This window comes from Micromonospora sp. CA-269861 (genome assembly GCF_050948505.1).
Classification (GTDB): domain Bacteria; phylum Actinomycetota; class Actinomycetes; order Mycobacteriales; family Micromonosporaceae; genus Micromonospora.
Genome location: NZ_CP192014.1, coordinates 2456771 through 2469483 on the forward strand (window position 1 = coordinate 2456771; position 12713 = coordinate 2469483).

Genomic DNA, 12713 nt, shown 5'->3' on the forward strand with positions numbered 1-12713 from the left:
CCGCCCGGAGGCGCACCCGAGGAGGCTGCGCCGGTGCCGCCGTCCGCGCCGCCGCAACTGCCGCTCTGGCCGCTGTCGATGATGTTCGGCCTGGTGCCGCTCTGGTGGCTGCTCGGTGCGTTCTACCTCGGCTGGCCGCTGCTGGGTGCGCTGCTGTTCGCGTTGCTGCTCACCCGGGGGCGCGTGCCGCTGCCACCGGCGGCCGGCATCTGGCTGCTCTTCCTCGCCATCGTGGTGGTCAGCGCCACCCAGCTGTCGTCACCCGCCTCGCTGCTCACGTTCGCCCTGCGACTGGCCTTCTACCTGACCGCGCTGGTGGTCGGCGTCTACGTCTACGCCGCCGCCCGGGAACGCGCCAGCCTGGTGGCGGTGCTCACCCCGCTCTGCGCGTTCTGGTTCGGGCTGGTGGCGCTGGGCTGGCTCGGGGTGCTGGTGCCCCGGCTGGCGATGGCGACCCCGATGGAGGTGCTGCTGCCCGGCGGGGTGGCCAACACCCCGTTCATCCAGGACATGGTGCACCTCACCACCGCTGAGTACAGTGCCCGTTCGCTCAACCCGATCTATCGGCCGGCCGCGCCGTTCGCGTACACCAACAACTACGGCAGCGCGTACGCCATGACGCTGCCCTGCGTGGTGGCGTTCGCGATGCTGCGCCGGCAGGGGCTGCTGCGCTGGGTGCTGCTGGGGTCGCTGCCGCTGTCGCTGGCCCCGGCGTTCCTCACCCTCAACCGGGCGATGTTCCTCAGCCTCGGCGCCGGGCTGGCGGTGCTCGGGGTGCGGGCCAGTCTGCGCGGCAACGTCCGGGTGGCCGCGTCCATCGTCGGGGTGGTGGTGATCGGCGGGTTGGCCACGCTGTTCATTCCGATCACCGAGCTGATCAGCAGACGGGTCGACTCCAGCGACACCAACACCGATCGGCTCTCGCTCTACACCGAGGTGATCCGCCGGGTGCAGGAGTCGCCGTGGTTGGGCTACGGCGCCCCGGTGAACGTCGACACCGTGTCGGCCGCCGCGCCGATCGGCACCCAGGGGCAGCTGTGGATGGTGCTGTTCAGCCATGGCGTACCCGCGCTCCTCTGTTTCCTGGCGTGGTTCGTCGCCGCCGCGGTGATCTGCGCGCGGGCGACGTCGGCGGCCGGGCAGTGGCTGGCGGTGGTGCCGGTGGTCTGCCTCGTGCAGATCCCGTTCTACGGCATGGCGAACCAGAACCTGGCTGTCGCGTTCTTCGCGGTCGCCTTCGCGATGGCGCTCACCGAACGCGAACGGCTGGCCCGGTTGGTCGGGTCGCCGCCGACGGCCGCGCGGAACGCGCCGGTGCCCGCGTGACCGCCGCCACCCGACCGCCGGCCGACGCCGACGAGGGCCGGCCGACGTCCACCCCCGGCGGGGGCCCGGCCACGCCGTCGCCCGCCGGTGACACCGGCTCGGCCGAGACCCGCCGCAGCGCGCGTAGCGGCGTGGCCGGACTGCTCGGCGCGGCCACCAGCGGGTTGTTCGGGTTCGTGCTGGCCGTCGTGATCACCCGGGGGTACGGCACGGCCGGCGCGGGCGCGTTCTTCGCCGCGATCGGGGTCGTCACAGTGGCCACCGCGATCTGCACCCTCGGCGCGGAGACCGGTCTCATGTGGGCGCTGCCCCGCCGCAGCACCGGCGTGCGCGGTGACGCGGCCCGGGTGCTCCCGGTGGCGCTGATCCCGCCGCTGCTGACCGGGCTCCTGGTCGCCGGCGCGGGCGTGCTGGCCGCCGACGCGCTCGCCCCCGGCTGCTGCGCGGCTCCGGCGCGAGCGGCGACGTGCTGCTCACCGTCACGTTCGCCGCGGTGCCGGTGGTGGTCGCGATGACCCTGCTGCTGGCCGCGCTGCGCTGCGTGCGGCCCATCCGGGCGTACGTCGGGGTGCAGTTCCTGCTGCTGCCGGTCGCCCGCCCGGTGCTGGTGGGCGCCGCTGCGCTGGCGGGTGGCGGTCTGCTCGCCGGCATGACCGGCTGGTTGGTGCCGGCGGCGTTGGCGCTGCTGGCCTGCCTCACCCTCGTCGCGGGCCCGCTCGGGCTGGGCCGGGGCGCGACGCTGCGTCCGCGCCGCGCCGACTGGTCGACGTTCTGGCGCTTCGCGCTGCCCCGGGCAGCCTCGGCGGCCATCGACGCCGGCAGCATGTGGGTGGGCGTGCTGCTCACCTCGGTGTTGGCCGGGCCGGCGGACGCGGGCGTGTTCGGCGCTGTCGGCCGGTACGTGCTGGCCGGTCAGTTGGCCATGCAGGGGTTGCGGGTGGCGGTGTCTCCGCAGCTGTCCCGGCTGCTCGGGCGGGGCGAACGGGCCGCGGCGGCGGCGGTGCACCGGCAGTTGACCACCTGGGGGCTGGTGCTGTCCTGGCCGGTGTACCTGCTGCTGGCGGTGTTCGCGCTGGCCTTCCTCCGGTTGTTCGGGCCGGAGTTCACCGCCGGTGTGCCGGCGATGACGGTGCTCGCGCTGGCGATGCTCGTCAACACCGGTGTGGGCAACGTGCAGAGCCTGCTCCTGATGGGCGGGCGCAGCGGGCTGCACCTGGTCGCGACCGTGGCCGGCTTGACGGTGACCGTCTCGCTGGGTCTCTGGCTGATCCCCCACCAGGGCGCGACGGGCGCGGCGGTGGCCTGGGCGGCCGGCATCGCCACCGAGAACCTCACCGCCGCCTGGTTCGCCCGGTCGGTGGTCCGGGAGCCGCTGTTCGACGCCGCGATGGTGCGGGCCGCGGTGGCCACGATCACCGGTGTGGGCCTGGCCGCCGGCGTCGGCGTGCTGGTGGGCGGTCGCGGCCTGCCCGGCCTCGCGGTGGCGCTTGCGGTGCTGCTGGCCGGCTGCGTCGGCATGTTGACGTTGCCCCGGGTGCGCGCCGGCATCCGGGGGACCATGAGGCAGATCCGTGGAGGGGACGACGCGGCCGCGGCCGCCGAGCCCACCCCGGCATCGACGAGAGGCAGGTGAGGTCCGTCGTGGCGTCCATCCGTGACCGGGTCAAGCAGTTGGTTCCGACCCAGGTGACCACCCGGGTGAAGGAGTCGCTCGTCGACTACGGCGTTCGCACGAGCGATCGTCGGCCGCTGCCGGACTTCCTGATCATCGGGACCAAGCGGGGTGGCACCACCTCCCTGTGGAACTACCTCATCCAGCACCCGTTGGTGCCCCGGCTCTTCCCCGCGTGGAACACCAAGTCCGCGCACTACTTCGAGGAGCACTGGGGGCGCGGCGAAGCCTGGTACCGCTCGCATTTCCCGACCGAGCGGCAGCGCGAGGCCCTGGCCAAGCGGCACGGCGGGCCGGTCCGGGTCGGTGAGGCCGCCCCGCTGTACATGTTCCACCCGCTCGCCGCGCAGCGGGTCGCCGCGCTGATGCCGACGGTGAAGCTCATCGTGCTGTTGCGGGATCCGGTGGAGCGGGCGTACTCGCACTGGAAGGAACGCCGCACCCACGGCATCGAACCACTGGACTTCGCCGCAGCGCTGGCGGCCGAGCCGGAGCGCACGGCGGGCGAGCGGGAGCGGTTGATCGCCGAGCCGGAGTCGTTCAGCGAGCCGTACGACTGGTACACGTACCGGGCCCGGGGGCGCTACCTGGAGCATCTGGAGCCGTGGCTGGAGCGCTTCGACGGCCAGCAGATCCTCTTCCTGCCCAGCGAGGACCTGTACCGCGACTCGCGCGCGACCTACCGTCGCACCCTGGACTTCCTCGGTCTGCCGGCGTACGACCTGCCCAACTTCAAGGTCTACAACGATCGGCGCTCGGCACCGCTGGAGCCGACAGTGCGCGCTGAGCTGACCGACTACTACCGGCCGTACAACGACGCGTTGCGCCAGCGGCTCGGGCTGGACCTCGACTGGGCGGACCGGGCGGCGTGACGACGCGGGTGGGCCCGGCCACCGACCCGCGGTCCCGGGTGGACGGCCTGGGTTGGGTGAGCCGTGCGGTCTTCCCGGACGACCGGGTCGGCCTGACCGTGGCTGGCGCTCCGCCGGCCGGTCACCAGGCGGTGGCCCGGTACGCGGTGGTGCCGTCGGTCGCCCGGGCCCGGTTCCTGGTGCCGTTGGGCGCGCCCCGGGCCGGGGCGGCGTCCCTGTTGGCGTACAACGCCCTGCGACCACCGAAGGTGCGCGCGCTGCGGGCGGTGCTCGGCGGGCTGGCCCGGTTCGGTCGGGTGGGGCTCGCGCCCTTTCCGACGTTGACCGTCTCGGTGCCGGCCGGGGTGCCGGCCGCGGAGCTGCTGCTGAGCGCGCGGCTCTCCGCCGACCTGGGTGACACGCCGCTGCTGGCCGCGTTCGGGGTCCGCCCACCCGACCCGAACGGCAAGCCCACCCTGCAACTCTTCAGCGCCGACGGGCGTCCGCGTGGCTACGCGAAGATCGGCTGGAACGACGCGACCCGTGCGCTGGTCAGCGCGGAGGCGGCGGCGCTGCGGGCGTTGCGCGCGGTGGTCGACGTCGCCGACCACCCGACGCCGCCGAGGCTGCTCACCGAGACGTCGTGGGCGGGCCAGGTGGTCGCGGTGATCGAGCCGTTGCCCCCGGCGGTACGCGGTGTGCCGGTGGACGACCCACCACGGATCGCCGCGTTGCTCGCGGTCGCCCGGCGTGGCGGCCCGGCGGGCACACCTCGACCGCTCGGTGACTCGCGCTTCCTGCACCGGCTGGCCGATCAGGCTGCCCGGGCCGCCGCGACCGAGCCGGCCGGTGCGCGGGCGGTCGCCGCGGTCTCCGCGCTGGCCCGCCGGCATGGCGACACCAGTGTCGAGTTCGGTCACTGGCATGGTGACTGGGTGCCCTGGAACCTGGGCTGGCACGCCGGCCGGTTGGTCGCCTGGGACTGGGAGCACAGCGGGCCGGACGTGCCGCTCGGTTTCGACCTGGCGCACGACGCGTTCCAGCGGGCACTCGTGCTGCGGGGGGAGCCGGCCGACGCCGCCGCTTCGGCGGTCGACGGGTATCTGAGCCGGCACGGCGAGCGGCTCGGCCTCGACGCGGCGCAGCGCCGGCTCGTGGCCGACGCGTACCTGGTGGAGATGTGGTTGCGGACCTGGCGGTTGGCCGACGCGGGCGCGGGCTGGAACGCCGCGCTGCATCCCGCACTCCTGGACGTCATCGAGAAAAGACATAGCGGCTGATCTGGAGGAATCACGGCGGCGAAGGCGCGCCGCAGAGTAACAACAAAATCGCAGGTGGTGATGACGATCGATGGACCTCGGACGTTCGGTGTGCCGAGCCACCCGCTGCGGAGATCGTCATCTCGGCCGGTCGCGCTATTCAGCGACCGGGGATCGTGTGATCTGCTTCTGCGTGGCGTGAACTGAAATTCCAAGCGAACTTGTGGGGAGTCGCGTGGACACGAACAACGACGACAGTGGGGCGCCGGTGCTGCTGCTGGTCGGCTCCAGCGGCGGCCATCTGGCCCAACTACTGGCCCTGCGGCCCTGGTACGAACAGCGGCGGCGCTGCTGGGTCACCTTCGACACCCCGGAGGCGGTGTCGCTGCTGGCCGGTGAGGACCTGGTGCCGGCGCACCACCCGACCACCCGCAACGTGCCGAACCTGCTGCGCAACGCGCTGCTGGCCTGGCGGGTGCTGCGGGCACGGCGGGTCGCCGCCGTGGTCACCACCGGCGCCGGGGTGGCGGTGCCGTTCGTGGTGCTGGCCCGGCTGCGGCGCATCCCGACCGTCTACATCGAGGTGTACGACCGGATCGACACCCCGACGTTGACCGCTCGGCTCTGCCGGCCGTTCCTGTCCGCGATGCTCGTGCAGTGGAACGAGCAGCGCCGGCAGTACCCCGAGGCGACAGTCGTGGGGACACTGCTGTGACCGGGGAGACGGGCACGACCCGGCGTCCGCAACCCCGGCCGACCGCCGAGGCGGCCCGCCTGCCCCGCCAGCGCGACAGCTCGGCGGTCGCCCAGCTCCGACTGCTGGTCGCGGTGGGCACCGACAAGCACCCCTTCGACCGGCTCGTCGGCTGGTTGGCGCAGTGGCACGCGCAGGCCGCCGGCCCGATCGGGCTGACCGTGCAGCACGGCCACACGAGCGCTCCCCAGCTGCCCGGCGCGGTGCCGTTCCTCGGCCACGACGCCCTGCAACAGGCGATGATCGATGCTGACCTGGTGGTCTGCCACGGTGGTCCAGCGACCATCCTGGAGGCCCGCCGGCACGGCCACCTGCCCATCGTGGTGCCCCGCGATCCGGCTCGCGGCGAGCACGTCGACAACCACCAGCTTCTCTTCGCCCGCCGGCTCGGCGCCGCCGGGCTGGTGGCGCTCTGCGAAACCCGCGAGGCGCTGCACGACGCGCTGGCCGCCGGTGTCGCCGACCCGTCCCGGTACACCGTGGCCGCCGACCCGGACGCGCACGAGGCACGACGGGCGGCAGTGGCCCGGGTCGGGCAGATCGTCGACGACCTGGTGGCCCGCTCGACCCCGCGCCCACCCCGGTGGCGGGCCTGGTCCCGGCCACGCCCGGGTACGGAGGAGACTCGATGACCCAGCAGCCGAGCGTCAGCGTCGTGGTGCCCACCCGGGACCGCCCCGAGCTGCTGCGGGCCGCGGTGCGCGCGATCCTGGCACAGGACTACCCCGGCCTGGTCGAGGTCGTCGTGGTGTTCGACCAGTCCGCGCCGGACGACTCGCTGACCGAGCTGGGGAGCGGCCCGGCCCGCGCGGTACGGGTGATCGGCAACTCCCGTACCCCCGGGTTGGCCGGTGCGCGCAACAGCGGCACGCTCGCGGCCGAGGGTGAGCTCGTCGCGTTCTGCGACGACGACGACGAGTGGCTGCCCGGCAAGCTGGCGGCCCAGGTCGACGCGTTGGCCGGTGTTCCGGCCGCCGAGTTCGTCTGCTGCGGCATCCGTGTCAACTACGACGGGCACACCGTCGACCGGGTGCTCGACAAGGACCGGATCACCCTGGACGACCTGCTGCGCGACCGGATGACGGAGCTGCACCCGTCGACCTTCCTGATCCGCGCCAGCGCGCTGCGCGACGGGTTCGGGCTGGTCGACGAGGAGATCCCGGGCAGCTACGCGGAGGACTACGAGTTCCTGCTGCGGGCCGCGCGCAGCGCGCCATTGATCAACCTGCGGACGCCGTCGGTGCTGGTCCGCTGGCACAAGCGCTCGTACTTCGCGCAGCGCTGGGACACCATCTCCGAGGCGTTGCAGTGGTTGCTCCAGCGCTACCCGGAGTTCGCCAGCCAACCGGCCGGCGAGGCCCGGGTGGCCGGGCAGATCGCGTTCGCCCAGGCCGCCTCCGGCGACCGCCGGGGCGCGCTGCGCTGGGCACGGCGCACCCTGCGGAGCAACCCCGCGAGCCGCGCGCCTACCTGGCCCTCGCCGTCGCCGGTCGGGTGGTCCGGGCAGACGCGGTGCTGCGCACCCTGCACAAGCGCGGTCGGGGATCTGAGCCGCCGCCCGCGCGAGCGGGCGGCGCCGTCCGGTGGGCGGGACGCCCCGGGGAGCGCGCCGCGTCGGTGGCCCGCCGTGACAGACTGACCGCTGTGTTGCGCTGGTTGACTGCAGGTGAATCGCACGGTCCCGCCCTCGTCGCGATGATGGAGGGGGTGCCGGCCGGCATCGAGGTGACCACCACCGTGATCGCCGACGAGCTGGCCCGCCGGCGGCTGGGCTACGGCCGGGGTGCCCGGATGTCGTTCGAGCGGGACGAGGTCGAGCTGCTCGGCGGCCTGCGGCACGGCGTGACCCTGGGCAGCCCGGTGGCGATCCGGGTCGGCAACTCCGAGTGGCCGAAGTGGCAGACCGTGATGGCCGCCGACCCGGTCGACCCCGACGAGCTGGCCCGGCAAGCCCGGAACGCCCCGCTGACCCGACCCCGGCCGGGCCACGCCGACCTGGCTGGCATGCAGAAGTACGGCCACACCGACGCCCGGCCGATCCTGGAACGCGCCAGCGCCCGGGAGACCGCCGCCCGGGTGGCCGTCGGCACTGTCGCCAAGGCGCTGATCCGGCAGGCGCTCGGCATCGAGATCGTCTCGCACGTCGTCGAGCTGGGGCCGGTGGCCGCGAAGCCCGGGCTGCGTCCCACGCCGTCCGACGCCGCCCGGATCGACGCCGACCCGCTGCGCTGCCTCGACCCGGAGGCCAGCGCCCTGATGGTCGCCGAGGTCGACGCCGCGAAGAAGGCCGCCGACACGCTCGGCGGCGTGGTCGAGGTGCTGGCGTACGGGGTGCCACCGGGGTTGGGCAGCCACGTGCAGTGGGACCGCAAGCTCGACGCCCGTCTGGCCACCGCGCTGATGTCCATCCAGGCGATCAAGGGCGTGGAGATCGGCGACGGCTGGCAGCAGGCCCGGTCCCGAGGCTCCGAGGCGCACGACGAGATCATCCCGTCGGCCACCGGCGTCCGCCGGGTCACCGACCGGGCCGGCGGGCTGGAGGGTGGCATCACCACCGGCGAGCCGCTGCGGGTCCGCGCAGCGATGAAGCCGATCTCCTCGCTGAACCGGGCCCTCTCCACCGTGGACGTCACCACCGGCGAGCCGGCCACGGCGATCAACCAACGTTCCGACGTCTGCGCGGTGCCCGCCGCGGCGGTGGTCGCCGAGGCGATGGTGGCGCTGGTGCTCGCGGAGGCGGCCACCGAGAAGTTCGGCGGGGACTCGGTCGCCGAGATCCGTCGCAACCTGGCCGGGTACCTCGACGCTCTGATCATCCGCTGATGGCACCTGTCGTCGTGCTGGTCGGCGCGCCCGGCTGCGGCAAGACCACAGTCGGGCGGGCGCTCGCCGCCACCCTCGGCGTGGAGTTCCGCGACACCGACACCGACATCGAGCAGATGGCCGGGAAACCGATCCCGGAGATCTTCATCGACGAGGGTGAGGCGCACTTCCGTACCCTGGAACGGGCCGCCGTGGCCGCGGCGCTGGCCGCCGGCACGGGCGTGCTCGCCCTCGGCGGCGGCGCGGTGCTGGCCGAGGAGACCCGGGCGGCCCTGATCGGGCACCGGGTGGTGCACCTCTCGGTCGAGCTGCCCGACGCGGTGCGGCGGGTCGGGCTCGGCGCCGGCCGCCCGCTGCTGGCGATCAACCCCCGGGCCACCCTCAAGCACCTGCTGGACCAGCGCCGGCCGCTCTACGCCGAGGTGGCCACCGAGACGGTGGTCACCGACGGCCGGGCCCCGGCGCAGGTCGTCGCCGAGGTCGCCGCCCTGCTGCCCCGCTGACGCCAACCTCCCTCACCGAGCCCGACCTCCCTCGCCGATCTTGCACCTGCTGTCCCGACGTAGGGGCATTCCCCGCATCTCGGCAACCGCAACTGCAAGATCGGCGTGATGGGGTGCGTCGGTCAGCCGCGGGCGATCAGGTCGAGGACGTCGGCCAGAGCCTTCGGCTCGCTGAGCATCGGCCAGTGCCCGGTGGGCAGCTCGTGCAGTTGGCCGCCGGCCAGGCCGGTGAAGAACGGATGCTGCTCACGGATCATCTGCTGCACCACGCTGAGCGGGAAGGTGCTCGCGACGAGCGCGGTCGGCACCTGCCGCCCACCAGTGCGTCGCACCGGGTCGGTGGCGGCCCGCAGCGGCTGCGGGGTGGCCCGGGCGCGCAGCAGCGCGAGCGTCGGCTCGTCCAGGCCGGCCAGGTTGGTCGGGTCGGCGGCCGGGTCCCAGGCCGGCGGCGGCAGCAGGTGCCCGGTGCCGATCGCGGCGCGCAGCCGCTGCTGCTCCTCCGGCGGCATCGTGTCGAACTGCGCCGTGCCGTCCGGCAACGGCCCACTCTCCACGTACACGACCCGGGCGATCCGGTCCGGCACGCGGTCCGCCGCCAGGGCGGCCGGCATCCCGCCGCCGGAGTGCCCGACCAGCAGCACGTCGCGCAGGTCCTCGACCTCGATCAGCCGGACGATGTCGGTGGTGTGCGTGTCCAGGCTGACCTCCGGCCCGGCGAGGTGGTCGCGCTCGGCCACCCCGGTCAGCGTCATCGGATGGACCTCGTGCCCCTGCGACCGCAGCGCGGCGGTCACGTCCCGCCACGCCCAGGCACCCAGCCAGAACCCCGGCACCAGCACGAATGTCGCCATCTGTCGCTCCTTCTCTCGGTTACCGACAGACCGTACGATCGAATCCGGACAGAATCCGCCCGGTTTGAAGGAGTGGCCCGTGTCACATCCCGCCGGGCGCGTGCTGGCCCTGCTCGAACTGCTGCAGACCCGGCACCGGTCCACGGCCGCCGACCTCGCCGGCCGGCTCGGGGTGGACGAGCGGACCGTGCGTCGGTACGCGACCACGCTCGTCGAGCTGGGCATCCCCGTGACCGCCGACCGGGGCCGCTACGGCGGCTACCGGCTGCACTCCGGTTACAAGCTGCCGCCGCTGATGCTCACCGACGACGAGGCGGTGGCCGTGCTGCTCGGCCTCGTCGTCGCCGAACGGGTCGGGCTCGCCACCGAGCAGCCCGCCACCGCCACCGCGCTGGCGAAGATCCGCCGGGTGCTGCCGGCGGCGCTCGCCGACCGGCTCGCCGCCGTCCAGGAGCATCTGGGCTTCACTCTGCGTCGCCCGGAGCAGGAGCGTGGACCGGCGTCGGGCACCCTGCTCGCGCTGGCCTCGGCCACCCGGCACCGTCAGCGGGTGGCACTGGACTACCGCTCCTGGCGGGGGGAGCAGTCGCACCGCGAGCTCGACCCGTACGGGTTGGTCTTCCACGCCGGCCGTTGGTACGTCACAGGCCACGACCACCGGCGCGGGGAGATCCGTACCTTCCGACTCGACCGGATCGGCGCGGTGACGCCCGGCGCGGTGACGCCCGGCGCGGCGACGTTCACCGTGCCGGACGGCTTCGAGGCGGTGGCCTGGGTGACCCGGTCGCTGGCCGGCGTGCCCTACACCCACGAGGTGGAGGTCCTGCTGGAGACCGACCTGGTCGCCGCCCGCCGCCGCATCCCGCCCAGCGTGGCCGAGTTGACCGCCACCACCGACGGGGTGCTGCTGCGGGCCCGAGCGGAGAGCCTGCCCGGCATGGCGGCGCTGCTCGCCGGGCTGGGCTCTCCGTTCACCGTGCGACATCCGGACGCGCTGCGCGCCGCGGTCGCCGAGCACGCGCGCCGCTTGGCGGAGTGGGCAGCCCGGCCAGCAGGTGGACAGCCGCCCTCGCCGCGCCGCCCGCTGGACTAGGCTGCCGGCGATGGACGAGGTGACCCGGATTCCGGTCGGCGGCGAGCGGCCGTACGACGTCTTGGTGGGACGTGACCTGCTGGGTGCGCTGCCTGGCCTGCTGCCCGGCGCGACGCGGGCGGCGGTGCTGCACGCGCCCCGCTCAAGACCCTCGCGGACGCGCTCGGCGAGCGCCTGCGCGCCGCCGGCGTCGAGCCACTGCCGATCGAGGTGCCCGACGCCGAGTCCGGCAAGCACATCGACGTGGCCTCCGCCTGCTGGGACCGGCTCGGCGCGGCGGGTTTCACCCGTACCGACGCGGTGGTCGGGGTGGGCGGCGGCGCGGTGACCGACCTGGCCGGCTTCGTCGCGGCCTGCTGGTTGCGTGGGGTGCGCTGGGTGCCGGTGGCAACCTCGCTGCTGGGCATGGTCGACGCCGCGGTGGGTGGCAAGACGGGCATCAACACGGCCGCCGGCAAGAACCTGGTGGGTGCGTTCCACCCGCCGGTCGGGGTGTTGGCCGACCTGGCCACGCTGGACAGCCTGCCCGCGGTCGACCTGGCGGCCGGGCTGGCCGAGGTGGTCAAGTGCGGTTTCATCGCCGACCCGACGATCCTGGATCTCGTCGAGAATGACCCGGCGGCCGCGACCGACAGCCGTGGGCCGGTGAGCCGGGAGCTGATCGAGCGGGCGATCCGGGTCAAGGCCGACGTGGTCGCCGGCGACCTGCGCGAGTCGGGTGTGCGGGAGGTGCTCAACTACGGTCACACCCTGGCCCACGCCATCGAGCAGAACGAGGGCTACCGCTGGCGGCACGGCCACGCCGTCGCCGTCGGCCTGGTGTACGCGGCCACGCTGGCCCGGCTCGCCGGGCGGCTGGACGCGCCGACCGCCGACCGGCACCGGGTCACGTTGAGCGCGCTCGGTCTGCCGGTGAGCTACCCGGCCGACGCCTGGCCGCAACTGTTGGCCGCGATGCGGGTGGACAAGAAGACCCGGGGCAGCCGGCTGCGCTTCGTGGTGCTCGACGGGCTGGCCCGCCCGGCGATGCTCGAGGGTCCGGACGACGCGTTGCTGGAGGCCGCCTACCGCGAGGTGGCGACCCCGTGAAGGTCTACGTCCTCAACGGGCCGAACCTGGGTCGGCTGGGCACCCGCCAGCCCGACGTGTACGGCGCGACCACCTACGCGGACCTGGTGGCGCTCTGCGAGAGCACCGGTCGGGAGCTGGGGCTGGACGTGACGGTCCGGCAGACCGACGCGGAGCACGAGCTGCTCGGCTGGCTGCACGCGGCGGCCGACGAGGGCGCCGCGGTGGTGCTCAACCCGGCCGCCTGGTCGCACTACTCGTACGCCGTGCGGGACGCCTGCGCCATGCTGCGGGGGCCGCTGGTGGAGGTGCACATCTCCAACATCCACACCCGTGAGGAGTTCCGGCACCACTCGGTGGTGTCGGCGGTGGCGACCGGGGTGATCTGCGGGCTGGGCATCGACGGCTATCGTCTCGCTCTGCACCATCTGACCACCCGCTGAGAGGCCGCCCCCGAGCGGGGACCGGGCGATTCGACGCAGCTAGTAGACTCGTAGGGTCTGTCCGCCAATT

Annotated in this window: 10 protein-coding genes and 3 pseudogenes; 12 read left to right on the plus strand and 1 reads right to left on the minus strand. The window is 73.9% G+C overall.

Annotated features, from left to right (window positions below; all coding sequences use genetic code 11):
* Nucleotides 1-33 precede the first annotated feature (33 nt).
* The 9 genes and pseudogenes from ACQP0U_RS11280 (at nucleotide 34) to ACQP0U_RS11320 (ending at nucleotide 9188) form a co-directional block, all read left to right on the plus strand.
* Nucleotides 34-1326, plus strand: a complete 1293-nt coding sequence (locus ACQP0U_RS11280) for an O-antigen ligase family protein (protein WP_433318175.1) — start codon at nucleotides 34-36, stop codon at nucleotides 1324-1326.
* Nucleotides 1323-2959 (plus strand): annotated as a pseudogene (locus tag ACQP0U_RS11285) (lipopolysaccharide biosynthesis protein). The gene ACQP0U_RS11280 and the pseudogene ACQP0U_RS11285 overlap by 4 nt, the downstream one beginning before the upstream one ends.
* Before the next feature lie 8 nt (nucleotides 2960-2967).
* Entirely contained in the window at nucleotides 2968-3870 is a 903-nt protein-coding gene (locus ACQP0U_RS11290) for a sulfotransferase domain-containing protein (protein ID WP_433320768.1), read from the plus strand.
* Nucleotides 3867-5129, plus strand: coding sequence for a hypothetical protein (locus ACQP0U_RS11295; RefSeq protein WP_433318177.1), 1263 nt, complete (start codon nucleotides 3867-3869; stop codon nucleotides 5127-5129). The genes ACQP0U_RS11290 and ACQP0U_RS11295 overlap by 4 nt, the downstream gene beginning before the upstream one ends.
* 214 nt (nucleotides 5130-5343) lie before the next feature.
* The gene (locus ACQP0U_RS11300; RefSeq protein WP_433318178.1) at nucleotides 5344-5823 is read left to right on the plus strand and encodes a UDP-N-acetylglucosamine--LPS N-acetylglucosamine transferase; all 480 of its coding nucleotides are present in this window, start codon (nucleotides 5344-5346) and stop codon (nucleotides 5821-5823) included.
* Complete coding sequence (locus tag ACQP0U_RS11305; RefSeq protein WP_433318180.1) at nucleotides 5820-6494, plus strand: glycosyltransferase; 675 nt, start codon at nucleotides 5820-5822, stop codon at nucleotides 6492-6494. The genes ACQP0U_RS11300 and ACQP0U_RS11305 overlap by 4 nt, the downstream gene beginning before the upstream one ends.
* Nucleotides 6491-7407: pseudogene (locus ACQP0U_RS11310) on the plus strand (glycosyltransferase family 2 protein); the annotation flags it as partial. The gene ACQP0U_RS11305 and the pseudogene ACQP0U_RS11310, both read left to right, overlap by 4 nt.
* Nucleotides 7408-7506: 99 nt before the next feature.
* Nucleotides 7507-8685, plus strand: a complete 1179-nt coding sequence (gene aroC, locus ACQP0U_RS11315) for a chorismate synthase (RefSeq protein WP_433320771.1) — start codon at nucleotides 7507-7509, stop codon at nucleotides 8683-8685.
* On the plus strand, nucleotides 8685-9188 hold the full coding sequence (locus ACQP0U_RS11320) for a shikimate kinase (RefSeq protein ID WP_433318182.1): 504 nt from the start codon (nucleotides 8685-8687) through the stop codon (nucleotides 9186-9188). Before aroC ends, ACQP0U_RS11320 begins: the two co-directional genes overlap by 1 nt.
* A 122-nt stretch (nucleotides 9189-9310) precedes the next feature.
* On the opposite strand, the gene ACQP0U_RS11325 is transcribed toward ACQP0U_RS11320, so the two are convergent.
* The gene (locus tag ACQP0U_RS11325) at nucleotides 9311-10039 is read right to left on the minus strand and encodes an alpha/beta fold hydrolase (RefSeq protein WP_433318184.1); all 729 of its coding nucleotides are present in this window, start codon (nucleotides 10037-10039) and stop codon (nucleotides 9311-9313) included.
* Nucleotides 10040-10118: 79 nt separating this feature from the next.
* On the opposite strand from ACQP0U_RS11325, the gene ACQP0U_RS11330 reads away from it, so the two are divergent.
* The 3 genes and pseudogenes from ACQP0U_RS11330 to aroQ all read left to right on the plus strand — a co-directional run bounded on the left by ACQP0U_RS11330 (nucleotide 10119) and on the right by aroQ (nucleotide 12643).
* Nucleotides 10119-11132 carry a helix-turn-helix transcriptional regulator gene (locus ACQP0U_RS11330; RefSeq protein WP_433318186.1) on the plus strand — a complete coding sequence of 338 codons (1014 nt, stop codon included), beginning with the start codon at nucleotides 10119-10121 and terminating at the stop codon, nucleotides 11130-11132.
* 10 nt (nucleotides 11133-11142) lie between these two features.
* Nucleotides 11143-12221 (plus strand): annotated as a pseudogene (gene aroB / locus ACQP0U_RS11335) (3-dehydroquinate synthase).
* Nucleotides 12218-12643 carry a type II 3-dehydroquinate dehydratase gene (gene aroQ, locus ACQP0U_RS11340; protein WP_433318188.1) on the plus strand — a complete coding sequence of 142 codons (426 nt, stop codon included), beginning with the start codon at nucleotides 12218-12220 and terminating at the stop codon, nucleotides 12641-12643. The pseudogene aroB and the gene aroQ overlap by 4 nt, the downstream one beginning before the upstream one ends.
* Nucleotides 12644-12713 lie beyond the last annotated feature (70 nt).

Coding starts and splice junctions, on each gene's coding strand:
- ACQP0U_RS11320 (WP_433318182.1), top strand. CDS start 8,685: ATGGCACCTGTCGTCGTGCTGGTCGGCGCGCCCGGCTGCGGCAAGACC.
- ACQP0U_RS11325 (WP_433318184.1), bottom strand. CDS start 10,039: ATGGCGACATTCGTGCTGGTGCCGGGGTTCTGGCTGGGTGCCTGGGCG.